Annotated in this window: 23 protein-coding genes; 18 read left to right on the plus strand and 5 right to left on the minus strand. The window is 70.4% G+C overall.

The genetic code is table 11. The features are described from left to right. The first annotated feature begins 367 nt into the window (after window positions 1-367). From DK412_RS13500 to DK412_RS13530, 7 genes are all read left to right on the plus strand, one after another. A complete protein-coding gene (locus tag DK412_RS13500) occupies window positions 368-829 on the plus strand; it encodes a MerR family transcriptional regulator (RefSeq protein ID WP_093564333.1) in 462 nt (153 codons plus the stop codon). 229 nt (window positions 830-1,058) lie between these two features. Beyond that, on the plus strand, window positions 1,059-2,852 hold the full coding sequence (locus DK412_RS13505; protein WP_109972363.1) for an acyl-CoA dehydrogenase C-terminal domain-containing protein: 1,794 nt from the start codon (window positions 1,059-1,061) through the stop codon (window positions 2,850-2,852). 105 nt (window positions 2,853-2,957) lie between these two features. Continuing rightward, window positions 2,958-4,166: an acetyl-CoA C-acetyltransferase gene (locus DK412_RS13510; protein ID WP_109972364.1), complete on the plus strand. Its 1,209-nt coding sequence runs from the start codon at window positions 2,958-2,960 to the stop codon at window positions 4,164-4,166. 5 nt (window positions 4,167-4,171) lie between these two features. After that, window positions 4,172-4,672, plus strand: a complete 501-nt coding sequence (locus tag DK412_RS13515) for a hypothetical protein (protein ID WP_245447638.1) — start codon at window positions 4,172-4,174, stop codon at window positions 4,670-4,672. Between the two features lie 22 nt (window positions 4,673-4,694). Beyond that, complete coding sequence (locus DK412_RS13520; RefSeq protein WP_109972365.1) at window positions 4,695-6,896, plus strand: 3-hydroxyacyl-CoA dehydrogenase NAD-binding domain-containing protein; 2,202 nt, start codon at window positions 4,695-4,697, stop codon at window positions 6,894-6,896. A gap of 272 nt (window positions 6,897-7,168) precedes the next feature. Continuing rightward, on the plus strand, window positions 7,169-8,098 hold the full coding sequence (locus DK412_RS13525; protein ID WP_109972366.1) for a diacylglycerol kinase family protein: 930 nt from the start codon (window positions 7,169-7,171) through the stop codon (window positions 8,096-8,098). Continuing rightward, window positions 8,095-8,940, plus strand: a complete 846-nt coding sequence (locus DK412_RS13530) for a metallophosphoesterase (protein ID WP_109972367.1) — start codon at window positions 8,095-8,097, stop codon at window positions 8,938-8,940. Before DK412_RS13525 ends, DK412_RS13530 begins: the two co-directional genes overlap by 4 nt. A gap of 118 nt (window positions 8,941-9,058) precedes the next feature. On the opposite strand, the gene DK412_RS13535 is transcribed toward DK412_RS13530, so the two are convergent. After that, entirely contained in the window at window positions 9,059-10,000 is a 942-nt protein-coding gene (locus tag DK412_RS13535) for a hypothetical protein (RefSeq protein ID WP_109972368.1), read from the minus strand. Between the two features lie 83 nt (window positions 10,001-10,083). Between DK412_RS13535 and DK412_RS13540 the strand changes: the two genes are divergently transcribed. The 5 genes from DK412_RS13540 (at window position 10,084) to DK412_RS13560 (ending at window position 13,677) form a co-directional block, all read left to right on the plus strand. Continuing rightward, window positions 10,084-10,596 (plus strand): 2'-5' RNA ligase family protein, encoded by a 513-nt coding sequence (locus DK412_RS13540; RefSeq protein WP_109972369.1) that lies wholly within the window; start codon window positions 10,084-10,086, stop codon window positions 10,594-10,596. Next, complete coding sequence (locus tag DK412_RS13545) at window positions 10,593-11,333, plus strand: phosphatase PAP2 family protein (RefSeq protein ID WP_109972370.1); 741 nt, start codon at window positions 10,593-10,595, stop codon at window positions 11,331-11,333. The genes DK412_RS13540 and DK412_RS13545 overlap by 4 nt, the downstream gene beginning before the upstream one ends. A 71-nt stretch (window positions 11,334-11,404) precedes the next feature. Continuing rightward, window positions 11,405-12,178 carry an enoyl-CoA hydratase gene (locus tag DK412_RS13550; RefSeq protein ID WP_093564314.1) on the plus strand — a complete coding sequence of 258 codons (774 nt, stop codon included), beginning with the start codon at window positions 11,405-11,407 and terminating at the stop codon, window positions 12,176-12,178. 1 nt (window position 12,179) lies between these two features. After that, the gene (locus DK412_RS13555) at window positions 12,180-13,136 is read left to right on the plus strand and encodes a threo-3-hydroxy-L-aspartate ammonia-lyase (RefSeq protein WP_109972371.1); all 957 of its coding nucleotides are present in this window, start codon (window positions 12,180-12,182) and stop codon (window positions 13,134-13,136) included. Between the two features lie 16 nt (window positions 13,137-13,152). Next, on the plus strand, window positions 13,153-13,677 hold the full coding sequence (locus DK412_RS13560; protein ID WP_109975256.1) for a prolyl-tRNA synthetase associated domain-containing protein: 525 nt from the start codon (window positions 13,153-13,155) through the stop codon (window positions 13,675-13,677). Between the two features lie 418 nt (window positions 13,678-14,095). Here DK412_RS13560 and DK412_RS13565 read toward each other — a convergent pair whose 3' ends face one another. The 3 genes from DK412_RS13565 to dnaK form a co-directional block, all read right to left on the minus strand. After that, the gene (locus DK412_RS13565; protein ID WP_204165562.1) at window positions 14,096-14,740 is read right to left on the minus strand and encodes an rRNA adenine N-6-methyltransferase family protein; all 645 of its coding nucleotides are present in this window, start codon (window positions 14,738-14,740) and stop codon (window positions 14,096-14,098) included. Window positions 14,741-14,936: 196 nt separating this feature from the next. Continuing rightward, window positions 14,937-16,112 carry a molecular chaperone DnaJ gene (gene dnaJ / locus DK412_RS13570; protein ID WP_109972373.1) on the minus strand — a complete coding sequence of 392 codons (1,176 nt, stop codon included), beginning with the start codon at window positions 16,110-16,112 and terminating at the stop codon, window positions 14,937-14,939. Window positions 16,113-16,258: 146 nt separating this feature from the next. Then, on the minus strand, window positions 16,259-18,175 hold the full coding sequence (dnaK, locus tag DK412_RS13575) for a molecular chaperone DnaK (RefSeq protein ID WP_093564306.1): 1,917 nt from the start codon (window positions 18,173-18,175) through the stop codon (window positions 16,259-16,261). Between the two features lie 388 nt (window positions 18,176-18,563). On the opposite strand from dnaK, the gene DK412_RS13580 reads away from it, so the two are divergent. Next, window positions 18,564-19,571, plus strand: a complete 1,008-nt coding sequence (locus DK412_RS13580) for a hypothetical protein (RefSeq protein ID WP_245447640.1) — start codon at window positions 18,564-18,566, stop codon at window positions 19,569-19,571. A gap of 29 nt (window positions 19,572-19,600) precedes the next feature. On the opposite strand, the gene DK412_RS13585 is transcribed toward DK412_RS13580, so the two are convergent. After that, complete coding sequence (locus DK412_RS13585; RefSeq protein WP_245447753.1) at window positions 19,601-20,146, minus strand: YqgE/AlgH family protein; 546 nt, start codon at window positions 20,144-20,146, stop codon at window positions 19,601-19,603. A 432-nt stretch (window positions 20,147-20,578) separates the two neighbouring features. On the opposite strand from DK412_RS13585, the gene DK412_RS13590 reads away from it, so the two are divergent. The 5 genes from DK412_RS13590 to DK412_RS13610 all read left to right on the plus strand — a co-directional run bounded on the left by DK412_RS13590 (window position 20,579) and on the right by DK412_RS13610 (window position 25,137). Continuing rightward, entirely contained in the window at window positions 20,579-21,061 is a 483-nt protein-coding gene (locus tag DK412_RS13590) for a peroxiredoxin (RefSeq protein WP_109972374.1), read from the plus strand. 552 nt (window positions 21,062-21,613) lie between these two features. After that, entirely contained in the window at window positions 21,614-22,363 is a 750-nt protein-coding gene (locus DK412_RS13595) for a glucose 1-dehydrogenase (protein WP_109972375.1), read from the plus strand. A gap of 10 nt (window positions 22,364-22,373) precedes the next feature. Then, on the plus strand, window positions 22,374-23,228 hold the full coding sequence (locus tag DK412_RS13600) for a transketolase (protein WP_109972376.1): 855 nt from the start codon (window positions 22,374-22,376) through the stop codon (window positions 23,226-23,228). Next, complete coding sequence (locus DK412_RS13605) at window positions 23,225-24,256, plus strand: transketolase family protein (protein ID WP_109972377.1); 1,032 nt, start codon at window positions 23,225-23,227, stop codon at window positions 24,254-24,256. The genes DK412_RS13600 and DK412_RS13605 overlap by 4 nt, the downstream gene beginning before the upstream one ends. Next, complete coding sequence (locus tag DK412_RS13610) at window positions 24,253-25,137, plus strand: NAD(P)-dependent oxidoreductase (RefSeq protein WP_204165607.1); 885 nt, start codon at window positions 24,253-24,255, stop codon at window positions 25,135-25,137. The genes DK412_RS13605 and DK412_RS13610 overlap by 4 nt, the downstream gene beginning before the upstream one ends. Window positions 25,138-25,336 lie beyond the last annotated feature (199 nt).

Genomic DNA, 25,336 nt, shown 5'->3' on the forward strand with positions numbered 1-25,336 from the left:
CCGCACTTTCGAGCGACACGGTAAACAAGCGGTTAAGCAGCAACCTTACGTCCGCCCCGGCACGCTTAACGCTCTCGATCGTTGCACGCGCAACTCACTCATGACCAATTTATGTTCACAACCTGGGGGCGATTTGACGCAAGCCGAACGAGCATTTTCCGCTCCACGCCTCCGGCTGGCAGCCCGTAACGGTAAACTGATTTCCGTCGTAAGAGCTTGAAACATCGCCCATTTTACCGTAAGTAACACACGCTCAAGTTGACGTTACCTTTCCCTTAGGTAGGTCATTTGACCTTCTTTGTGTCACAGGGCACCCGAGTGGCGTCCCTGGTATCGACAGCGTGCGTGTCTCAACGGGGGAATCGGCATGGCTTATGATCGGCAGACCGAGAGCAGCAGAGGGGCGTCCGCCCGTTCCGGCGGGGTCGCTCCGCGCACCGGCCGGCCGGCCGGCCGCTCGACGGCACCGGCGACGCTCACCATCGGCGATCTCGCCGAGGAGTTCGGCGTAACATTGCGGGCGCTGCGCTTCTATGAGGCGAAGGGCCTCCTGCATCCGCAGCGCCGCGGCACGACCCGGCTCTACACCGAGGACGACCGCTCGCGGCTGGCCACCATCCTGCGGGGCAAGGAGCTCGGCTTCACCCTGCGCGAGATCGCCGCGATGGTCGACGGCGACGAACTCGCCGAGGCCGGCGCCGGTGCGACGCTCGCCCTCTCCCCGGCCCAGGTCGCCGAGCAGATCACCCATCTGGAGAACCAGAAGGCGGAGATCGAGCGGGCGCTCGAGGCGCTGCGGGGCTACGGCCAGGCCGTCGCGAGCGCCTGAGGCGGAGAGCGACAGGAGTTCTGGCGGCGCCCTGCGGGGGCGGGCGCCGCCCGGATCACACCTCGGCTCGCGCCCGGGGCTCATCCTGCGTCAACCTTGTCGGGCACGAAGCCCGGCGGTGCGCCGGTGCACCCCTTGCCGTTCCGCACCGAGATAGTTTACATATGAACTATCTCGCCGCGGAGGCTCCGCGGACGGATCTGGATCAGATCGTGGGAGCGGGGGAAACATGCCGAGCTACAAGGCGCCGGTGGAGGACGTGCTGTTCCTCCTCAACGACGTGTTCGGGATCGCGCGCTACAGCAACCTGCCCGGCTTCGCCGAGGCGACGCCCGACGTGGTCGAGGCGGTGATCGCGGAGGGCGCGAAGCTCTGCGAGGAGGTGCTGGCGCCGCTCAACCGGGTCGGCGACCTAGAGGGCTGCACCCGCCATCCCGACGGCAGCGTGACGACGCCGAAGGGCTTCAAGGCCGGCTACGACGCCTATGCGGGCGGCGGCTGGATGGGCCTGTCGATGCCCGAGGAATATGGCGGCCAGGGCCTGCCCCACACCCTCAACAGCGTGATGCAGGAATTCGTCTCCGGCGCCAACGTCGCGCTCGGGATGTATCCGGGCCTGACGCAAGGTGCGATGGCCGCTCTCCTGGTCCACGGCTCCGAGGAGCAGAAGCGCACCTACCTGCCGAAGATGGTCGAGGGCACCTGGACCGGCACGATGAACCTGACCGAGCCGCATTGCGGCACGGATCTCGGCCTGCTCAAGACCAAGGCCGTGCCGAACGGCGACGGCTCCTACGCGCTCACCGGCACCAAGATCTTCATCTCGGCGGGCGAGCACGACCTGTCGGAGAACATCGTCCACCTGGTGATCGCCCGGATCGAGGGCGCGCCGGCCGGCACCAAGGGCATCTCGCTCTTCGTGGTGCCGAAATTCCTGGTCGGGCCCGATGGCAGCCTGGGCGCCCGCAACGGCGTGTCGTGCGGCGCCATCGAGCACAAGATGGGCATCCACGGCAACGCCACCTGCGTGATGAACTACGACGGCGCCACCGGCTGGCTCGTCGGCGAGGCCAATCGTGGCCTCAACGCGATGTTCGTGATGATGAACGAGGCCCGCCTCGCCGTCGGCATCCAGGGGCTCGGGCAGTCCGAGGTCGCCTATCAGAACGCCGTCGCCTACGCCCGCGACCGGCTCCAGGGCCGTTCGCTGACCGGCGCCAAGGCGCCCGAGAAGCCCGCCGACCCGATCATCGTCCACCCGGACGTGCGCCGGACCCTTCTGACCATCCGCGCCTTCAACGAGGCCGCCCGGGCGCTGGTGATCTGGACCGCGCTCCAGGCCGACATCGCCCACCGCTCCGAGGACCCGGCCGCCCGCCAGGCGGCGGAGGACCACATGGGCCTGCTCACCCCGGTGGTGAAGGGCGTGCTGACCGACCGAGGCTTCGCCAACGCGGTCGACGCCCAGCAGATGTTCGGCGGCCACGGCTACATCGAGGAATGGGGGATGTCGCAATTCGTGCGCGACGCCCGCATCGCCCAGATCTACGAGGGCGCCAACGGCATCCAGGCGATGGACCTCGTCGGCCGCAAGCTGCCGCGCGACGGCGGCCGGGCGATGATGCGCTTCCTCGCCGAGGTCGAGGGCTTCTGCAAGGAGAACGCCGAGGACGAGAGCCTCAAGGTGTTCTGCGCCCCTCTGATGAAGAGCCTCGGCCACCTGCAGCAGGCGACGATGTGGCTGATGCAGAACGCCATGGCCAAGCCGGACAATGCGGGCGCGGCGGCGACCGACTACATGCACCTGATGGGCCTCGTCGCCATGGGCTACATGTGGGGCCGGATCGCCAAGGCCACGGCCGAGAAGAAGAAGTCCGGCGAGGGCATCGCCGAGCGCCTCGACGCGCGGCTCGCCACCGGCCGGTTCTACGTCGAGCGCGTGCTGCCGGAGACCGGCACCCGCCTCGCCCGGATCTCGGCCGGGTCGGACGCCGTCATGGCGATGCCGGCGGAGCTGTTCTAGGCTTACCCGATGCCTGAACGCCGTCCCGGTCCCCGACCGGGACGGCCCGACGTGCCTGCGGCCCGCGAACGGGCCGCCTGCGAGACAATCCCGGGAAGACGCCCCATGCCCGACGCCTACATCTACGACCACGTCCGCACGCCCCGCGGCCGCGGCAAGCCCGACGGCTCGCTGCACGAGGTGACGGCGCTCCGCCTCGCCGAGACCGCGCTCCGCGCCCTCAAGGACCGCAACGCCCTCGACACCACGCTCGTCGACGACGTGGTGCTCGGCTGCGTCGATCCGGTCGGCGAGGCCGGCGGCGACATCGCCCGCGCCGCGGCACTCGTCGCCGATTACGGCACCCACGTGCCGGGCGTGCAGATCAACCGGTTCTGCGCCTCGGGCCTCGACGCGGTGAACTTCGCCGCCGCGCAGGTGATGAGCGGCCAGCACGACATGGCGGTCGGCGGCGGCGTCGAGTCGATGAGCCGCATCGGCATCGGGGCGTCGGGCGGCGCCTGGCCGGTCGATCCCGCCATCGCCATCAAGTCGTACTTCATGCCCCAGGGCGTCTCGGCCGACCTGATCGCCACCAAGTACGGCTTCTCCCGCGACGAGTGCGACGCCTACGCGGTCGAATCGCAGAAGCGCGCCGCCCGCTCCTGGGAGGACGGCCGCTTCAAGAACTCGGTCGTGCCGGTGCGCGACGTCAACGGCCTGACGCTGCTCGACCACGACGAGCACCGCCGCCCGAGCACCGACATGCAGTCGCTCGCCAGCCTCAAGCCCTCCTTCGTCCAGATGGGCCAGATGGGTGGCTTCGACGCGGTCGCGGTCGACGCGCATCCGGATGTCGAGGCGGTCGAGCACGTCCACCATGCCGGCAATTCCTCGGGCATCGTCGACGGCGCCGCCGCGGTGCTGATCGGCTCGCAAGAGGCCGGAGCCAAGGCGGGCCTGAAGCCCCGCGCCCGGATCCGGGCCTTCGCCAATATCGGTTCCGACCCGGCCCTGATGCTGACCGGCCCGGTCGACGTGACCCGCAAGGTGCTCAAGCGCGCCGGCATGAGCATCGGTGACATCGACCTCTTCGAGGTCAACGAGGCCTTCGCGGCGGTGGTGCTGCGCTTCCTCCAGGCCTTCGACGTCGATCCGGCCAAGGTCAACGTCAACGGCGGCGCCATCGCGCTCGGTCACCCCCTCGGCGCCACCGGTGCGATGATCCTCGGCACCGTGCTCGACGAGCTGGAGCGCACGGACAAGCGGACGGCGCTGGTCACGCTCTGCATCGGCGCCGGGATGGGCACCGCCACGATCATCGAGCGGGTGTGAGGGCGATGCGTGCCCTCCCCCTCCTGGCGCTCGGGCTGGCGCTCGCCGGCCCGGCCCGGGCCGACGACGACCGACTGGCGCTCGCCCGCGACATCGTCTCGAAGACGGTCGCCCGCAACCTGACGCAGGCGTTCAAGCAGGCCGAGGAGAAGACCCTCGCCTCGATGAGCGCCGAGCAATCGGCCAAGCTGCGTCCGGAGCTGGAAAAGACCTTCGCGCAGGAGCGCGACACCCTCGTCGACGGACTGTCGAAGGAATACGCGCAGAAATTCGACGCCGCCGAGCTGAAGCGGCTGGTCTCGATCTACGACGACCCGGTCTACCAGAAGTTCCAGGCGCTCAACGCCGACCCGACCTCGATGGTCACCACCATCACGAAGGACGCGGTGACCAAGATGATGAACCTGCTCTCGCTGGCGGCCCTGTCGCAGCAGGGCAACGGCCAGACGCCGCCGTCCCAAGGCGTCCCGGCCCCGACGCCGGCGCCTGCACCGGCCAAGCCGTAATCGCTCTCACGAGGCCTTCGCCATGAACCTCACGAATTTCCGCTTCGAGACCGATGCCGACGGCGTGGCGCTCGCCACCTGGGACATGCCCGGTCGCTCGATGAACGTCGTCACCCCCGAGGTGATGGAGGAGCTGAACCAGATCATCGACGCGGTGGTGGCCGATTCCGCCGTCAAGGGCTGCGTGATCACGTCGGGCAAGGACACCTTCTCGGGCGGCGCCGACCTGACGATGCTCCAGGGCCTCGGCGCCGAATACGCGCGGCTGGCCCGCGAGCGCGGACAGGAGGAGGCGATGACCTTCTTCTTCGAGGAGTCGCGTCGGCTGACGCTCCTCTACCGCAAGCTCGAGACCTGCGGGAAACCGTTCGCGGCGGCCGTGCACGGCACCTGCCTCGGCGGCGCCTTCGAGCTGGCGCTCGCCTGCCACCACCGGGTGCTGTCGGACGACGACAAGACCCGGGTCGGCCTGCCGGAGATCAAGGTCGGGCTGTTTCCGGGCGCCGGCGGCACCCAGCGCGTCGCCCGCCTGATGCAGACCGGCGACGCGCTGCAGATGCTGTTCAAGGGCGAGCAGATCCGCCCGCTGATGGCCCGCAACATGGGCCTCGTCCACGCGGTCGCGCCGAAGGCCGAGATCGTCGCCAAGGCGCGCGAGTGGATCAAGGCCGGCGGCTCGGCCGTCGCGCCCTGGGACCAGCCGAAGTTCAAGGCGCCGTCCGGCAAGGTCTACTCGCCGGCCGGCATGATGACCTGGCCGCCGGCCAACGCCATCTACCGCCGTGAGACCCACGACAACTACCCCGCCGCCAAGGCGATCCTGCACGCCGTCTACGAGGGCCTGCAGCTGCCGATGGATCTGGCGCTCAAGGTCGAGAGCCGGTACTTCGCCAAGATCCTGCGCTCGCCGGAAGCGGCGGCGATGATCCGCACCCTGTTCCTGTCGATGGGCGAGCTCAACAAGGGCGCGCGCCGGCCGAAGGGCGTCGGCGCCGTCCAGCTCAAGAAGGTCGGCGTCGTCGGCGCCGGCTTCATGGGAGCGGGCATCGCCTACGTCTCGGCCAATGCCGGGCTGGAGGTCGTGCTGGTCGACCAGTCGGCGGAGGCCGCCGAGAAGGGCAAGGCTTACGCCCACAAGCTCGTCTCCGACCAGATCATGAAGGGCCGCGCCAAGACCGCCGACCGCGACGCGCTCCTCGGACGCATCACCGCGACCGGCGATTACGGCGCGCTGACGGGATGCGACCTCGTCGTCGAGGCGGTGTTCGAGGACCCGAAGGTCAAGGCCGAGGTGATCGCCAAGGTCGAGGCGGTGATCGGGCCCGACGCGATCTTCGCCTCCAACACCTCGACCCTGCCGATCAGCGGGCTGGCCAAGGCGTCGAGCCGGCCGGAGCAGTTCATCGGCATCCACTTCTTCTCGCCGGTCGAGAAGATGATGCTGGTCGAGATCATCATGGGCAAGGCGACCGGTGAGCGGGCGCTCGCCGTCGCCCTCGACTACGTCCGGGCGATCAAGAAGACCCCGATCGTCGTCAACGACGCCCGCGGCTTCTTCGCCAACCGCTGCGTCGGTGCCTACATCCTCGAAGGCCACCTGATGCTCGGCGAGGGCGTGCCCGCCGCGATGATCGAGAATGCCGGGCGCCAGGCCGGCATGCCGGTCGGCCCCCTCTCGCTCAACGACGAGGTCGGCGTCGACCTCGCCCTCAAGATCGTCAAGGCGACGAAGGCGCAGGTCGGCGAGGCCGCCGTCAATCCGGTGCAGGAGCGCCTGCTCACCGCCCTCGTCGAGGGCGAGGGCCGGCTCGGGCGCAAGAACCGGAAGGGCTTCTACGACTATCCCGAGCAGGGCCCGAAGAAGCTGTGGCCGGGTCTGCGTGACCTCCAGGAGACCCGGATCGATCCCGACGCGGTGGACTTCCAGGAGCTGAAGCAGCGCCTCCTCGTCACCCAGGCGCTGGAAGCCGCCCGGACCTTCGGCGAGGGCGTGGTCACCGACCCGCGCGAGGCCGATGTCGGCTCGATCCTCGGCTTCGGCTTCGCGCCGTTCACCGGGGGGGCTCTGTCCTACATCGACTTCATGGGGGCGGCCCGGTTCGTGGAACTCTGTCGCAAGTTGGAAGCCAAGCACGGCGCCCGCTTCTCCCCGCCGGAGACGCTGGTGGCGATGGCCGGGCGCGGCGGCACCTTCTACGGCGAGGCGGCGAAACAGGCGGCGTGATCCCCTGATCGATCTCCTCGCCCCACCCGCGACCTCATCCTGAGGTGCCGGGCGATCGAAGATCGCTTGGCCTCGAAGGAGGCCCCCAGAGATCTCAGCGGGATCTGGAAGCTTCCTTCGAGGTCAGTCGATCTTCGATCGGCTGACACTTCACGATGAGGGTGTGGGTGGGATGAAGGGAAGCATGAGGTCGAATCCGGCCCCGCCATCGGCCTGAGATACGGACCCGGCATCCTGCCCGGGCGGCGCCCCTGCCGCCCGGGACGATCCGTGTGACCAATCAGAGTGGTGAATCACCCGCCCGCCGGGTCGTGCTGGTGGCGAATCTCGCGGCGGGCTCGCTCGTCGACGGCGGCTTGACGCCGGGCGGCCTGCGCGAGCGCCTGGAGGCGGCAGGTCTCGCGGTCGTGCCGGAGCCGCGTCCCGACGCGCCCCTGCCGGAACGGCTGAAGGCCGCCGCGACGATTCCGGGCATCGACGCCGTCGCGGTCGCGGGGGGCGACGGGACGCTGGCCTGCGCGGCGCAAGCGCTCACCGGCCAGGACGTCCCCCTCGGCATCCTGCCGCTCGGCACCATGAACCTGCTGGCGAAGGACCTCGGGCTGCCCCTCGACCTCGACGGAGCGGTGCACGTGCTGGCGACCGGCCTCGCGCACCGGATCGATGCGGGCGAGGTCAACGGCCACGTCTTCCTGATCAACTCGGTGCTCGGCATGCCGGCCCGGATGGCGCGCCACCGCGAGGCGCGGCGCGGCCGCATGGGACTTCCCGACCTCCTGCGGATGGCCGCCGGTCTCCTGCGCCATCTCGGGCGCTACCCGCGCGAGCGCGCCGTGCTGACCCTCCGCGGCACCACAAGGCGGGTGCGCTTCCGGGCGCTCGCGGTGGTCTGCGGCGATTACCGGGAGGGTTTCGGCCAGGTTCTGTCGCGGGCGGGCGTCGACGGCGGGCACCTCACGCTCTACCTCGTCGAGACCCTGTCGGCGGCGCGGCTCGTGCGCCTCGGGCTCGGCTTCGCGGTCGGCGAGTGGCGCCGCCTGCCCGGGCTGGAGCGGCACGAGACCGACGCCCTGACCCTCGACGCCCGCAAGGCCCTGCGGGTGATGAATGACGGAGAGGTCGTGCTGATCGCCCCACCCCTGCGCTACCGCCTCCGCCGCAGCGCCCTGCAAGTCCTCGTGCCGGCGGAGGATCCCCGATGAAGCGGATCGCCCATATCTCCGACCTGCATTTCGGCCGCACCGACCCGGCGGTGGTGGAGGGACTGGTGGCGGAGCTGACCCGCGACCAGCCGGACCTGATCATCATCTCGGGCGACTTCACCATGCGCGCCCGCACCCGGGAGTGGCTGGAGGCGAAGGCCTTCCTCGACCGGCTGCCGCATCCCTGGATCGCCGTGCCGGGCAACCACGACATCTCGCCGTTCCGGCTCTGGCAGCGCTTCTTCCATCCGTTCCGGCGCTACCGCCGCTACGTCGCGCCCGAGACCGAGCCGGTCTTCCAGGACGACGAGATCGCGGTGATCTGCCTCAACACCGTGCGGACCTGGGCGCCGGAGACCGACTGGTCGCAGGGCAAGATCACCCGTGCGCAGATCAAGCGGACGGAGGCGCGGCTCGATTCCCTGCCGCCGGGCCTGTTCCGGATCGTGGTCGGCCACCATCCCTTCATGCCGCCGCCCTGGGACGAGGAGGCGCGCCTGGTCGGCCGCGCCGACGAGGCCCTCGACGCCTTCCAGCGCCACGGCGTCGGCCTGACGCTGGCCGGCCACCTCCACCGCGGCTACGCCCGCTTCGCCGAGCCGACCCCGGACGGCCCGAAGGCCGAGATCGACCGGCCGGAGGCGAAGGCGACCGGCCGGCGGCTGCTCGCGGTCCAGGCCGGCTCCGCCACCTCGACCCGCCTGCGCGGCAACGAGCCCAACGCGTATAACCGCATCACCGTCGCGGACGGCGTCGCCACCGTGCAGGTGCGGCTGTGGACGGGAACGAATTGGTGCGACGCGGCGGAATCGGGCGCGGCGCGGTGTGCGGCGGAGGAGTGACCAGGTCCCTGCTCGATCTGTTCCGAGGCAAGTCGAGCACGGAATTTCTCCTCTCCCTGCCCGCGGGGAGAGGGGAGACGCGCTTTAGCTTTTTTCGGTCGATCGAGCGGAAAACACCTCAGGTCTCACCTCCATCACCCCTCCCCGCATTGATCCGCCTGGCCCCCTCCGCCGCAACGTCGAACCGGTCCGTCGGCACCCGCGCCAGGAAGCGCTCCGCCACCTCGACCAGCAGCAGGTGCGGGCGCACCCGCTCGACGTAACCCCAGTCGAGGCTCGCCGACCAGACGAAGTGCAGCTCGCGAAAGCTCTCGGCGAGGAGCCCGGTCAGGAAGATCGGGTGGAAGTGCGAGCAGGAATCGCCGAACAGCATCAGCGTGCGGGGATCGGCGGCCGGGCTCTCGTTGCGGAAGACCACGTGGGCGCCGACATGGAGGTCGGCGGCCGTCCCCCGTGCCTCGTGGGCCTCGACCAGCGGATTGGCGTAGGTGCGAACGGCGTCGCGCTGGACCTCGTACACCCGCATCGTCTCGCGCCGCGGCGGATCGAGCTTGGCGCCGAGGTCGAGCACGCCGTCATGGTCGTGGAACGGCCGCGTCGCGAGATCGGCCGGCGGCACCGCGCCGAGCGCCCGCATGATCTCCCCGAAGGCGAGGCGGCAGCCCTCCTGGCTCCAATGGGTGTCGGTGCGCAGGTAGAGCGGCGGCTCCGCATCCCGCGCCGCTCGCAACGGGCCGACGAGGTCGATCCAGGCACGCGCCGCGGGCGAGCGGGCGAGGCGCGCGCCGAGGCGCCGGGCCGGCGACAGGGCGGGATCGAGGACGAGCCCGTCGAGCCGGTCGTCATAGATGCTCAGCTTCTCCGGCACCACGACGTGGAAGGCGCGCACGCCGAAGGCCGCCGCCGTCGCGGTGCGGGCCTCGATCAGCCGGCGCCAGCGCCACAGCCGCCAGGCGACGGGCAGGCTCGCCCGGTATTGCTGCCGCACCCGGTTGGTGCCGCCGGTCAGGAAGAGCCAGCCATCCCGGCCGAGATGGACCATGTCGGTGCTGTCGCGCATCCGCGCCGTGTAGCGGGCCGGGACCCAGCTGAACAGCGCAGCCCCTGGCCATTCCCGAAGCCCGCGCCATTTTCGGCGGGAGAATGTCGCAGCCCCCCCTGATCCTCACCCTGGAACTCGACGAGGCCGCCTTCGCGGAGTTCGACGGCCAGCGCCGCCGCTACTTCCCGCCGGCCCTCAACAAGATTCCGGCCCACGTCACGCTGTTCCACCACCTCCCGGGCGAGGAGGAGCGCGGCGTCGTCGAGACCCTGGCGGCCGAAGTCCGGGCGCAAGCGCCGCTGCCGGTCGAGGTCGCGTCCCTGCGCTTCATCGGCCGCGGCGTCGCCTACGGGCTCGAATCGCCCCGCCTGTCGGCCCTGCGCGGGCGTCTCGCCGCGGCGTTCGAACCCTGGCTGACGCCGCAGGACCGCCAGGGCTACCGGCCGCACGTGACGGTGCAGAACAAGGTCGCGCCGGAGGAGGCGCGGGCGCTCCACCGCGAGCTCGAGGCTGCCTTCGTGCCACGGGAGATCACCGGCACCGGCCTGCTGCTCTGGCGCTATCTCGGCGGTCCGTGGGAGGCCCGCGGCCGGTTTCCGTTCGGGGGCGCATGATGGAGATCCCGTTCCGGCGCCACGCCACCGCGGTCTGGCTGCGGCTCCGCCTCAACGAAATCGGGCCGCTCGCTTCGCTGCTCGCCGTCAGCCTGTTCGGCTTCGGCTTCTTCAAGCTCGCCGACGAGATCCGCGAGGGCGGCTCGTTCGGCTTCGACGACCGCCTCCTGCTGGCCCTGCGCGTGCCCGGCGACCTCGCCCAGCCGATCGGCCCCTCCTGGCTGCCGGAGACGATGCGCGACATCACCGCCTTCGGCAGCGTGTTCGGCATCGTCTACGTCACGGCCTGCGTGGTGCTCTACCTCGCGGTCACGGCGCGGCGGCGCGCCGCCCTGTTCGTCCTCGTGGCGGTGGGCGGCGGCGAGCTGCTGTCGACCGGGCTGAAGCTGTTCTTCCGCCGCCCGCGGCCGGACCTGGTGCCGCACGGCATGGAAACCTTCACGGCGAGCTTCCCGAGCGGCCACGCCATGCTGTCGGCCATCGCCTACCTGACGCTCGCGATCCTGCTCGCCCGGGTCGAGCGCTCGCGCAAGGTCAAGGCCTTCGTGATGGGGCTCGGCGTCGTCACCACGCTGCTGGTCGGGATGAGCCGGGTCTATCTCGGGGTGCACTGGCCGAGCGACGTGCTCGCCGGCTGGTGCATCGGGGCCGCGTGGGCGTCCCTGTGCTGGTTCGTCGCCCTCCAGCTCCAGCGCCAGGAGGTGGTGGAGGCACCGGACCCGCCGCCGCCGGGCTGACCCGACCCGCGGGCGCTTGCGCGCCGCGCCGCCCTCCCCTAGCCAAGCAGCAGAGGATCGGGAGGAACGCCGTGGCTTACGAGAACATCCGGGTCGAGACGCGCGGGCGGGTGGCGCTCGTCACCCTGCATCGTCCGGCGGCGCTGAACGCGCTCTGCAACGCGCTGATCGCCGAGCTGAACCACGCCCTCGACGGCTACGAGCGCGACGACGGCATCGGCTGCATCGTCATCACCGGCTCCGAGAAGGCCTTCGCCGCCGGCGCCGACATCCGCGAGATGCAGGACCGCACCCACCCCGAATTCTACATGGCCGACCCGTTCGGCGAGTGGGACAAGGTCGGCCGGCGCCGCAAGCCGATCATCGCCGCGGTGGCGGGCTACGCCCTCGGCGGCGGTTGCGAGCTGGCGCTGATGTGCGACTTCATCCTCGCCGCCGACACTGCGAAGTTCGGCCAGCCCGAGATCAAGCTCGGGGTGATCCCCGGCGCCGGCGGCACGCAGCGCCTGACCCGCGCGGTCGGCAAGGCCAAGGCGATGGACCTCTGCCTCACCGGCCGGATGATGGACGCCGCGGAAGCCGAGCGCTCCGGCCTCGTCGCCCGGGTGATCCCGGCCGCCGACCTCCTCGACGAGGCGATGAAGGCCGCCGAGACCATCGCGTCGATGTCGCTGCCCTCCGTGATGGTCGCCAAGGAGAGCGTCGACCGGGCCTTCGAGACCACCCTGACCGAGGGCATCCGCTACGAGCGCCGGGTGTTCTACGGGCTCTTCGCCACCCACGACCAGAAGGAAGGCATGAAGGCCTTCGTCGAGAAGCGTAAGCCCAACTTCGAGAACCGCTGAGATGAGCATCACCTACGCCGACGTCGAGGCCGCCGCCGGACGGATCGCCGGCATCGCCCACCGCACCCCGGTGCTCACCTCCCGCACCGCCGATGCGCGGACGGGCGCCACCCTGTTCTTCAAGGCCGAGCCGCTCCAGCGGGCCGGCGCCTTCAAGTTCCGGGGCGCCTGCAACGCCATCGCGGCGCTCTCGCCCGAGCAGCGCCGGCGCGGGGTGCTCGCCTTTTCCTCCGGCAATCACGCCCAGGCGATCGCCTATGCGGGCGCGCTCCAGGGCGTGCCGACCGTGATCGTGATGCCGCACGACGCGCCCGCCATCAAGGTCGCGGCGACCCGCGGCTACGGCGCCGAGATCGTGACGTACGACCGCTACAAGGAGGACCGCGAGGCGGTGAGCCGGAGCCTCGCCGAGGCACGCGGCCTCTCGGTGATCCCGCCCTACGACCATCCGGACGTGATCGCCGGCCAGGGCACGGCGGTGGGTGAGCTGATCGAGGAGGTCGGCCCCCTCGACGTGCTGCTCGTCTGCCTCGGCGGCGGCGGGCTGCTTGCCGGGTCCTGCCTCTCGGCCAAGGCCCTGTCGCCGGGGATCGAGATCTGGGGCGTCGAGCCCGAGGCCGGCAATGACGGCCAGCAATCGCTGGCGAAGGGCGAGGTGGTGCGCATCCCGGTCCCGGTCTCCATCGCCGACGGGGCGCTCACCACGCATCTCGGCCAGCAGACCTTCCCGATCATCCAGCGGGACGCGGCCGGCATCGTCACCGCCACGGACGCGCAGCTCGTCGCGGCGATGCGGTTCTTCGTCGAGCGGATGAAGCTCGTGGTCGAGCCGACCGGCTGCCTCGCGGCGGCTGCCGCCTTCGAAGGCGCGGTGCCGGTCAAGGGCAAGCGCGTCGGCGTGATCCTGTCGGGCGGCAACGTCGATCCGGCGGCGCTCGCCCGGCATCTCGCCGCATGAGCCAATTCGCATGGGCATGATGGCGACGCCGGGCGACCTGTTCGCCTTCCTCGACGGTCTCGGCGTGGCCCACGCCACCGTGGAGCACGTTCCCGTGCACACGGTGGCGGAGTCCCGCGACCTCAAGGCGGACATGCCGGGCGGGCACTCGAAGAACCTGTTCCTGAAGGACAAGCGCGGGCAACTTTTTCTGGTCGTGGCGGAGGCCGAGGCGCGGATCGACCTCAAGCGCCTGCACGGGCCGATCGGCGCCACCGGCCGGCTCTCCTTCGGCTCGGCCGAGCTGCTCTACGAGCGCCTCGGCGTGCGCCCCGGTTCGGTGACGCCGTTCGGGCTCATCAACGACCGCGACGGCACGGTGGCGGTGATCCTCGATGCCGGGCTGATGGCGCACGACCCCGTCAACTTCCACCCGCTCCACAACGGCGCCACCACCGCGGTGGCGCCGGGCGACCTGATCCGCTTCCTGGAGGCGACGGGGCATTCGCCGCGGGTGATGGCGCTGCCGGAGCCGGCGGAGGATGCAGAGCAGCCTGCGTGAGGGCCGCGCGACCCCGGCCGGGATCGGCGCGCGGAGTGGGGTGCAGTTCGCAGCTTTGCTGCCACGCTGATCGACCACGCCCGGTTATCGCAGGGCTGTCCGGGGAAAGTAGTGGCGCGGATACTCTCCTCTCCCCGCGGGCAGGGAGAGGCCTGAGCTCCGAAGGGGCTCAGGGAGCCCGAAGGGCGGGGGTGAGGGGGTGTCTCCGGATGAGGCTCCTCCGGAAACACCCCCTCACCCTCGCTCCGGCTGCGCCTCCGCTTGCCGCGCCCTCTGGACGAGGGCTCGGCCCTCTCCCCGCCCGCGGGGAGAGGGGAAACCCGCGCCATTTCTTTTCCCGTATAGCCCTGCGGTCATCAGGGAAGGGTCGCGGTTGGGAAAGCGGCCCAGTGCGCATCCACCCGCCTCAAAGAGCCCCTCAGGGCCGGCGATACACCCAGACCCGGGCCGGCGGCAGGTTGAGCCACACCTTGTTCGAGCGGCTGGCGGTGTAGGTCGTCGACTTGGCCGGGATCGGCGGCACCACCGCGTAGGTGAACTGCACGAACGGCGCGTCCGCATGCATGAGATCGTGGGCCGCCGTCAGCAGGTCGAGGCGCTGCTCCAGCGGCTTGGTGAAGAGCGGCAGGCTCGAGATCGTGGCGCAGGCCGGCTCGGCCACCACGCCCTCCAGGGTGGCGCGGATGTCGTAGGCGTCGCCCTGCAGCACGGTGGCCTTCGGGAAGCGCCGGCGCAGCAGCTTGCAGAAATCCGGGTTGTACTCGACGAGCACCAGGCGCTCCGGCGCGATGCCGCGGCGCACCAGCGCGTCGGTCACCGGACCGGTGCCGGGCCCGAGCTCGATCACCGGTCCGGACAGGCGCGGATCGACGTAGGAGGCCATGGTGCGGGCGAGCATCCGGCCCGACGGCGTCACGGCGCCGGTAACCAGGGGCCGCTCGAACCAGGAGCGCAGGAACCGCGCCTCGTCCTCCAGGATGTCGCGCTTCTTCTGGGGCTTCGGATGAGGCAGCGGGCTCGAGACCGCGACGGCTTTGGCCCTGGATCGGTGAGGCAAAGGCAAGACCGAAGACCCTTGAACACGCGAAGAAAGATTGCTCGGGGAACGGCTGTCGTTCAAAGGCGCGCCGCCGTCAAGCCTGACGCGCCCGGAACGAGACCCGCGCCCCACGCAATCCCGTCGCGCGTGAGAACGCGCGAGAATTGCGCCGGTTCGCGAGCCCCTGGAATCGGCGTGGCCGGAGCCGCGAGCCCGGCTGTCAGGCGCGGCCGGAGCCGCTGAGGCCGTCGAAGAATTCCTTCACCCGGGAGAAGAAGCCGGCGCTCTCCGGGTGGTTGTCGGCCTGGCTGCCGTGGGTGTCGAATTCCTGCAGGAGCTCGCGCTGGCGCTTGGTGAGGTTCTGCGGCGTCTCGACGAAGACCTGGATGTAGAGGTCGCCGACGTCGCGCGAGCGCAGGACCGGCATGCCCTTGCCCTTGAGGCGGAACTGCTTGTTGGTCTGGGTGCCGGCCGGGACCCGGACCGAGGTGTGCGAACCGTCGATCACCGGCACGGTGATCTCGCCCGAGAGCGCCGCCGTCACCATCGAGATCGGGACGCGGCAGAACAGGTCGGCCCCGTCGCGCTGGAAGAACGGGTGCGGCTTGATTGACAGGAAGATGTAGAGGTCGCCCGCCGGCCCGCCGCGCAGGCCCGATTCGCCCTCGCCGGCGAGCCGGATGCGCAGGCCGTCGTCGACGCCAGCCGGCACGTTGATCGACAGGGTGCGCTCGCGGGTGACGCGGCCGGCACCCGAGCAGGCCGGGCATGGATCCTCGATGATCTCGCCGCGGCCCTGACAGTTCGGGCAGGTGCGCTCGATGGCGAAGAACCCTTGCGCCGCCCGCACGCGGCCGTAGCCGGCGCAGGTCGGGCAGGTCTTGGGCTTCGAGCCGGCCTTGGCGCCGGAGCCGGCGCAGACCTCGCAGGTGACCGAGGTCGGCAGCGTGATCGTCTCGGTCTTGCCGGTGAAGGCTTCCTCGAGGCTGATCTCGAGGTTGTAGCGCAGGTCGGCGCCGCGCTCGCGGCCCCCGCCCGGCCGCCCGCCCGGACCGGCGCCCGGGCGCCCGCCGCCAGGGCCGCCGCGGGCGTCGCCGAAGAACGTGTCGAAGATGTCCGACATGAAGTCGCCGAACTCGTTGCCGAATCCGGGGCCGCCCTGGCCGCCCTGCGAGAAGGCGGCGTGGCCGAAGCGGTCGTAGGCGGCGCGCTTCTGCCCGTCGGAGAGGCACTGGTAGGCCTCGTTGAGCTCCTTGAACTTGAGCTCGGCCTCCTTGTCGCCGGGGTTGCGATCGGGGTGGTAGACCATCGCCAGCTTGCGGAAGGCCGACTTCATCTCACCGTCGGTCGCGGTGCGGGCGACGCCCAGCACCTCGTAGTAGTCGCGCTTCGACATTCCTGTCCCCGGCCCCGCCGTATCCCCGTCGGGCATCGTCCATACACGTCCGGTCCCCGGCGCCGTTGGGGCGCCGGGGACCGGGTCGCATCGTAATCACTGGGCCGCACGGATCTCAGATCCGTGCGGCAACCTCAAGGCGTGATTTACGCCCGCTTCTTCTGGTCCTTGTCGTCGACCTCCTGGAAGTCGGCGTCGATGACGTCGTCCTTCTTGGCCTCGGCCCCCGGGGCGCCGGCGGCGGCGTCCGGGGCGGCCTGGCTCGCCGCGTACATCGCCTCGCCGAGCTTCATCGAGGCCTGCATCAGGTCGGTGGTGCGGGCCTTGATCTGCTCGACGTCCTCGCCGGCCAGGGACTGGCGCAGGGCGTCGATGGCGGTGGTGATCGCGGCCTTGTCGCCGGCCGGGACCTTGTCGCCGTGCTCGGCCACCGACTTCTCGGTGGCGTGGATCAGGCCTTCGCCCTGGTTCTTCACCTCGACCAGCTCGCGGCGCTTCTTGTCGTCGGCCGCGTTGGCCTCCGCCTCCTGCACCATGCGCTGGATGTCGGCGTCGGACAGGCCACCCGAGGCCTGGATGCGGATCTGGTGCTCCTTGCCCGTCGCCTTGTCCTTGGCCGTCACGTTGACGATGCCGTTGGCGTCGATGTCGAAGGTCACCTCGATCTGCGGCAGGCCACGCGGGGCCGGCGGGATGCCGACGAGGTCGAACTGGCCGAGCAGCTTGTTGTCGGCCGCCATCTCGCGCTCACCCTGGAAGACCCGGATGGTGACCGCGTTCTGGTTGTCCTCCGCCGTCGAGAACACCTGCGACTTCTTGGTCGGGATGGTGGTGTTGCGGTCGATGAGCCGGGTGAACACGCCGCCCAGCGTCTCGATGCCGAGCGACAGCGGGGTCACGTCGAGGAGCAGCACGTCCTTGACGTCGCCCTGGAGCACGCCCGCCTGCACCGCGGCGCCGATCGCCACGACCTCGTCCGGGTTGACGCCCTTGTGGGGCTCCTTGCCGAAGAAGGTCTTCACCTGCTCCTGGACCTTCGGCATGCGGGTCATGCCGCCGACGAGCACCACCTCGTCGATCTCGGAGGCCGAGACGCCCGCATCCTTGAGCGCCTTGCGGCACGGCTCGATCGTGCGCTGCACCAGGTCGTCGACCAGCGACTCGTACTTGGCGCGGCTGAGCTTCAGCGCCAGGTGCTTCGGGCCGCTCGCATCGGCGGTGATGTAGGGCAGGTTGATCTCGGTCTGGGTCGCCGAGGACAGCTCGATCTTCGCCTTCTCGGCGGCCTCCTTGAGGCGCTGGAGGGCGAGCTTGTCCTTGGTCAGGTCGATGCCCTGCTCACGCTTGAACTCGGCCGCCAGGTACTCGACGATGCGGTTGTCGAAGTCCTCGCCGCCCAGGAACGTGTCGCCGTTGGTCGACTTCACCTCAAACACGCCGTCGCCGATCTCCAGGATCGAGACGTCGAAGGTGCCGCCGCCGAGGTCGTAGACCGCGATCAGGCCGGTCTTCTTCTTGTCGAGGCCGTAGGCGAGCGCCGCCGCGGTCGGCTCGTTGATGATGCGCAGCACCTCGAGGCCGGCGATCTTGCCGGCATCCTTGGTCGCCTGGCGCTGGGCGTCGTTGAAGTAGGCCGGGACGGTGATGACCGCCTGGGTGACCGGCTGGCCGAGATGGGCCTCGGCCGTCTCCTTCATCTTCTGCAGCGTGAAGGCGGAGATCTGCGACGGCGAGTAGGGCTTGCCGTCCGCCTCGACCCAGGCGTCGCCGCCGCTCGAGCGGGTGATCTTGTAGGGGACGAGCCCCTTGTCCTTCTGCGTCATCGGGTCGTCGTAGGTACGGCCGATGAGACGCTTGATCGCGAAGAAGGTGCGCTCGGGGTTCGTCACAGCCTGGCGCTTGGCCGGCTGGCCGACGAGCCGCTCGCCGTCGTCGGTGAAGGCGACGATCGACGGGGTGGTGCGCGCGCCTTCCGCGTTCTCGATGACCTTGGGCTGCGTGCCTTCCATCACGGCCACGCAGCTGTTCGTGGTGCCAAGGTCGATGCCGATCACTTTACCCATGGTGGGATCCCTCGTTGGTGTTTTTTAAGCAGACCGCCGAGCCCCGAAGCAGCTCGGCCCATGGCGGTACTTGTCGAATGGTTTGAGCCGGGGCGGGCCGGACCGGACCACGCATCGCCGGAGGACCGGCGAGCGGGGGCGTTGCCCGCGCCGAGCCGGATATAAGAAGGCCGTTTCGGGGCCGCAAGGCGAGCCGGGCCGGCTCGCGCATCGCGTTTCGCGCGGGCCCGCCGAGGCGGTTTCGCCCGGGCCGCTCCTCCCCAGACCTATGGTCAAGCCGCCACGACAATGTTGCGGACTTGCCACGCCCGTGCCACGGACCCCATGCTAGGACTCGGCGCGAGCTCTATCCCCTGCCGTTCGCCCCTTGTCTGTCGCCTGGAGCCTGATGCAGCCCGTTCGCCCCTCCCCCCGCCCGGTGGCCCTGCCCGCGCTGGCGGCCCTGCCCCTCGCGGCGATTCTGGCGGCGGTCCTGATTGCGGCGCCGGCCCCGGCCTCGGCCCAGTCCTTCCTCGAGGAGTTGTTCGGCATCGGCCGCGCCGCCCGCCCACCGGTGCCCCCGGCCCCGGTGCCGGGCGCCCGCCCCCCGGGCGAGGCGCCACCGCCCGACGCCGCCCCCCGGCCCGCGCCGGCGCCGCCCGCGCCGCCCAAGCCCGTGGTGCTGAAGACCCCGAACGACGACGCGATCCTCGGCCAGGACCTGCAGCAGAACGGCAATGCCGGGTCGCTCCGCCTGGAGCGGGCGGGCGGCGGCTTCACCGCGCGCCTGACCCTCGCCGGCACCAAGGTCTCGCAGCCGACGGAGAGCTGCAAGGTCGCGATCGGTGACGGGCAGCCGCTCGCGCTCGCCGACCAGGGCAAGCCCAACGGCATCACCCAGCTCGCCTCCGCGGGGGCGTCCTGCCCGCTGCGCTTCGAGATCCTGGAGGGCAGCGTGATGGTCACGCCTCTGGGCGAGGCCGACGCTTGCGTGTTCACGGCCGCCGACTGCGCCACCACCCCGAAGGGCCTGTGGGGGCCGGGCGCCGCCACCCTGATGCCGCGGGCGCAGGAATTCGATTCGGCCCGCGGCGTCGCCGACAAGGCGGTGCGGGAGAACTACAAGGTGATGACGAAGCGCGCCTCCCGCGAGGACGTGCGGCCGATCGTGACCGAGCAGGCCGCCTTCTCGGCCGATCGGGAGCAGTTCTGCCGCGCCTATGTCCGCGAGGGCTCGCACGGCTTCTGCCACCTGCGCTTCTCGGAAGCGCGGGCCCTGTCGCTCGCCACCCGCCTCGGCCTCTCGGGCGCCGCCCCGACCGCCAGCAATGCGCCGCGTCCCGCCGCCCGCAAGCGGCCCGCCCCGGCGGTCGAGGGGATGAATCCCGGCTTCGAGGCCGGGGCGCAGGACCAGTAGGCGCTCGTCCGCCGGGGCCGGATCGCCGGTCAGGCGTGGCCGGCGGTGGCCGAGAGCATGGCGGGCTCGATGCCGATGCCGCGCAGGGCCCGGTCGTACTTGGTCTCGAGGGCGCTGTTGAAGATCAGGTCCGGATCGGCCGGGCAGTGCAGCCAGCCATTGGCCTGGATCTCGCTCTCGAGCTGGCCGGCCTGCCAGCCGGCATAGCCGAGCGCCAGCACCGCGCTCGCCGGACCCTTGCCGACCGCGATCGCCCGCAGAATCTCGATCGTCGCGGTGAGGCAGATGCCGTCGTCGATCAGGAGCGTCGACTGGTCGATGTGGAAGTCGGGCGAGTGCAGCACGAAGCCCCGGCTCGCCTCGACCGGCCCGCCCATCAGCACCGGCATGTGGCCGATCCGGCTCGGCAGCCGGATGGCGTCGTCCTGGCCGATGATGTCGAGCTGGACCAGGAGGTCCGGCATGTTGAGGTCGGCGGCCGGCTTGTTGACGATGATCCCCATCGCCCCCTCCGCCGAATGCGCGCAGAGATAGATCACCGAGCGCGAGAACCGCTCGTCGGCCATGCCCGGCATGGCCACCAGCAACTGCCCGTCGAGGTAGCTCGGCCCGCCGCGGGCCGGGTCCTCCCGGTCGCCGGCGCGCAGGTCCGGCGCCCCGCTCTGGCCGGGGTCCTGGGAGAGGAGGTCCTGTGGAAATCTGCTGCGCATGAAGCCCATGCTACGCTCCGCCCCGGCGTTGTCCATAGTCCGCTTGTGCGGGAACGCCCGGGGAGGCCGCGGGGTCCCGTCGCCCGCGTCGCGGAGCGGTGCAAGACGGTCGCGGAGCGATGAAAGTCGGTCGCGGAGCGATGAAAGTCGGTCGCGGAGCGGTGAAAGTCGGTCGCGGAGCGGTGAAAGACGGTCGCGGGGCGGTGGACGACGGTGGTGCACCCCTCGTCCCGCAACCTCGACTCGCCGGGGCCGCCGCGCTAGACCCCGCCCGACTTTTTCGCGAGGAGAGCCACGATGACGATCCAGGTCGGCGATCACCTGCCCCAGGCGACCTTCCGGGTCATGGGCCCCGACGGCCCGACGCCGAAGACCACCGACGACGTGTTCAAGGGCCGCCGCGTGGTGCTGGTGGCGGTGCCGGGCGCCTTCACGCCGACCTGCCACCGCAACCACCTGCCCGGCTACGTCACCCGCCGCGGCGACATCCTGGCCCGCGGCATCGACGCGATCGCGGTGACCTCGGTCAACGACGTGTTCGTGCTCGAGGCCTGGTCGAAGGCGGCCGGCGCCGAGGGCATCGAGTTCCTGGCCGACGGCAACGGCGACTTCGCCAAGGCGCTCGGCCTCGACATGGACGGCACCGGCTTCGGCCTCGGCGTGCGCTCGAAGCGCTACGCCATGGTGGTCGAGGACGGGGTGGTGCGGGCGCTCAACGTCGAGGACGCGCCGTCGAAGGCGGATCATTCGGGGGCGGAGACGCTGCTGAAGTCGCTCTGAGGGGGGCGGCCCGGGTTTCATCCCGACGGGCTGTCCCAGTCGAACCCTTTCGGGTCAAACCCTTTGAAGTTCAGGCGCGGGATCCCCTCTCCCGTGTGGGAGAGGGGTAGGGGTGAGGGTGATACGCTTCAGGATAGATCTGAACCGTCATGCTGCCAGCACCACGCTCAGCGCCTTGAGCGGAAGCGCGCCACCCTCACCCCCGGCCCCTCTCCCGCACGGGAGAGGGGGGACCCGCGCTCCTTCTTCCTCCGAACAATCCTGCACGTCTCCAAATGATCGGTGATCGAAGATTGCGGCACGCAAGCGGCCGCGCCTGAAAGCGCCGTCCTCGCCGCCCATCACATGAATCTCATTCACCTCCAGCTGCAATTTCCGCGTTTGTCCGCTTCCCTCCCGCCGGGCACAGTGCCCGCAACGAGACGAGGGAGGCACCGCCACGGGCGGGCGGCGATGCGGGGGTGAGCCCTTCACACCGCTGAGAATCTCCCTCGTGCCCGAAGGCCGGCCCGACGTAACGGGCACGCGCCGAAACGAGCCAGGGAGGACGACATGTTGCTCAACGACAAGGTGTGCCTGATCACCGGCGCCGCATCGCTGCGGGGCATCGGCCGCGCCACGGCGAAGCTCTTCGCCCAGCACGGCGCCACGGTGGTGATCCTCGATCTCGATGCCGGCCAGGCCGAAGAGGCCGCCCGCTCCCTCGGCGAGGGTCATGTCGGGCTCGCCTGCAACGTCACCGACAAGGCCGCCTGCGAGGCCGCCGCCGCCGAGGTGGTGTCGCGGCTCAGTCGCATCGACGTCCTGATCAACAATGCCGGCATCACCCAGCCGCTGAAGTTCATGGAGATCGAGCCCGGCAACTACGACGCCGTCCTCGACGTGAACCTGCGCGGCACGCTCTACATGAGCCAGGCGGTGGTGCCGCAGATGCGCAAGCAGCACTCCGGCTCGATCGTCTGCATGTCGTCGGTCTCGGCGCAGCGCGGCGGCGGCATCTTCGGCGGGCCGCATTACAGCGCCGCCAAGGGCGGCGTGCTGGGCCTCGGTAAGGCGATGGCCCGCGAGCTCGGCCCCGATTCAGTGCGGGTCAACAGCGTCACCCCGGGCCTGATCCAGACCGACATCACCGCCGGCAAGCTGACCGACGAACTGAAGGTCGAGATCGCCAAGGGCATCCCGCTCGGCCGCCTCGGCGTCGCCGACGACGTCGCCAAGGCCTGCCTGTTCCTGGCCTCCGACCTGTCCTCCTACATCACCGGCGCCGTCATCGACGTGAACGGCGGCATGCTGATCCACTGAGGAGCCGATCATGCCGACCACCGAATCACCCCCCCGGCAGAACAGCCCCTCGCTCGCCGAGCGGGCCTACCGGATCCGCCGCAACGCCCTCTTGATGGGCGAGGTCCAGGGCCAGGGCTACATCGCCCAGGCCCTCGGCATCGCCGACGTGCTGGCGGTGTCGTACTTCCACGCCATGCGCTACCGGCCCGAGGAGCCGGAATGGGAGGGACGAGACCGCTTCCTCCTCTCGATCGGCCACTACGCCATCGCGCTCTATGCCGCGCTCCTCGAGGCCGGCATCCTCCCCGAGGACGAGCTGACGAGCTACGGGGCCGACGACAGCCGGCTGCCGATGTCCGGCATGGCCGCCTACACCCCCGGCATGGAGATCACCGGCGGCTCGCTCGGCCACGGCCTCGCGCTCGCGGTCGGCTTCTGCCTGGGCTTGAAGCGCAAGAAGTCCGAGTCATTCGTCTACTGCCTGATCTCCGACGGCGAGCTCGGCGAGGGCTCGATCTGGGAGGGCGCCTGGTCGGCGAGCCACTGGAAGCTCGACAACCTGATCGCGATCGTCGACGTCAACAACCAGCAGGCCGACGGGCCGGCCTCGCAGGTCACCGGCTTCGAGCCGGCGGCGTCGCGCTTCGAGGCCTTCGGCTGGCACGTCCAGCGGGTCGACGGCAACGACATCGACGCCCTGGTCCATGCCTTCGACGCGGCCAAGGCCTGCGCGGAGCAAAAGCCCCGCATCATCATCTGCGACACCACGATGGCGAAGGGCATCCCCTTCCTGGAGGCGCGCGAGCGCAACCACTTCCTGCGGGTGGAGCCGCAGGAATGGCAGGACGCGATAAAAATCCTGGATGCCGGGAGGCCCACATGAAACGCTCGAAATACACGCGCCCGGCGTGGCTCACGGAAGCCAACACGGGTGAACGCCTGACCACCTCGGCGATGATCGCCTCGCTCGCCGGTCCCGACCAGCGCACCGCGCCGGCGCCCTTCGGCCACGCGCTGGCGAAGCTCGCCGAAGAGCGGCCGGAGATCGTCGGGCTCACCGCCGACCTCGGCAAGTACACCGACCTGCACATCTTCGCCCAGAAGCACCCCGAGCGCTTCTACCAGATGGGCATGGCCGAGCAGCTCCTGATCAGCGCCGCCGCCGGCCTGGCACGTGAGGGCTTCCAGCCCTTCGCCACCACCTACGCGGTGTTCGCGGCACGGCGCGCCTACGACTTCATCTGCATGGCGATCGCGGAGGAGAACCTCGACGTCAAGATCGTCTGCGCGCTGCCCGGCCTCACCACCGGCTACGGCCCGAGCCACCAGGCGACGGAAGACATCGCGATCTTCCGCGGCCTGCCCAACATGACGATCCTCGACCCCTGCGACGCGCACGAGATCGCGCAGGCCGTGCCGGCCATCGCCGATCACAAGGGGCCGGTCTACATGCGGCTCCTGCGCGGCAACGTCCCTCTCGTGCTCGACGAGTACGGCTACACGTTCGAGCTCGGCAAGGCGAAGACCATCCGGGACGGCAACGACGTCCTGATCATCTCGACCGGCCTGATGACCATGCGGGCCCTCGAGGCGGCGGACGCGCTCCGCGAGGACAAGATCGACGTCTCGGTGCTGCACGTGCCGACGATCAAGCCGCTCGACACCGAGACGATCCTGCGCGAGGCCGGCAAGGGCGGACGCCTGGTCGTGGTCGCGGAGAACCACACCGTGGTCGGGGGCTTGGGCGAGGCGGTGGCGGGGCTGCTCCTGCGCTCCGGGACGGTCCCCAAGGCCTTCCGCCAGGTCGGCCTGCCGGACGAGTTCCTCGATGCCGGCGCCCTGCCGACCCTGCACGACCGCTACGGCATCTCGACGAGCGCCATGGTGAGGAGCATCCGCGAATGGCTGTGAGCGCAGAATCCCCGGTTGCCTTCGTCGGCCTGGGCTCGATGGGCCTGCCGATGGCCCGCAACCTCGTGCGGCACGGCTTTCCCGTGCGGGGCTTCGACGTGCGGGCGGAAGGCCGCAGCGCCTTCGCGCGTGCCGGCGGCACCCCCGCCGACACGATCGCGGCGGTGTCCGAGGGTGCCGGGGCCCTGGTGCTGATGGTGGTCAACGCCGACCAGGCGGAGAGCATCCTGTTCGGCGCGGGCGCCCTGGAACGCCTGGCCCCGGACGCCGGCGTCGTCCTGATGGCGACCTGCCCGCCGGCCGCCGTCGCGGCGCTCGCCAAGCGGGTGACCGCCACCGGCCGGGCCTTCGTCGATGCGCCGGTCTCCGGCGGGGTCGTCGGTGCCGAGGCCGGGACCCTCACCATCATGGCGGCGGCCCCCTCCGCCGTGATCGCCGAGATCCGGCCGCTGCTGGAGGCGATGGGCGACAAGGTGTTCCATGTCGGGCCGGAGCCCGGCCAGGGCGCCACCATGAAGGCGGTCAACCAGCTCCTGTGCGGGGTCAACCTTGCCGCGGCGGCGGAGGCCCTGTCGCTGGCGGCGAAGGTCGGGATCGACGGCGCGACGGCGCTGGAGATCGTCTCCGGCTCGTCGGCGTCGAGCTGGATGCTGCGCGACCGCGGTCCGCGGATGCTGGAGGAGACCCCGCGGGTCACCAGCGCCGTCGACATCTTCGTCAAGGATCTCGGCATCGTGCTCGAGGCCGGCCGCAGCGAGAAGGCGGCTTTGCCCCTCGCGGCCCTCGCCCATCAGCTCTTCCTCGCCGCGTCGGGCCGTGGGGCGGGTGCGGAAGACGACAGCCAGGTCATCGGCTCGTACCGCGCGCTGAACGGCAAGTAGTTCAAGCACACCTCCCCTCTCCCGTGTGGGAGAGGGGCCGGGGGTGAGGGTGACACGCTGCAGTGTAGTGCATTGAGCATGGTGCTGGCAGCGGATTGGTTCAGTCTTCTTGCTGCACCGTCTCCACCCTCACCCCTACCCCTCTCCCAAACGGGAGAGGGGATCCCGCGCTTCTTCCGGAATCCGCGGCATCGCCGCG

Source organism: Methylobacterium sp. 17Sr1-1, assembly GCF_003173775.1.
Classification (GTDB): domain Bacteria; phylum Pseudomonadota; class Alphaproteobacteria; order Rhizobiales; family Beijerinckiaceae; genus Methylobacterium.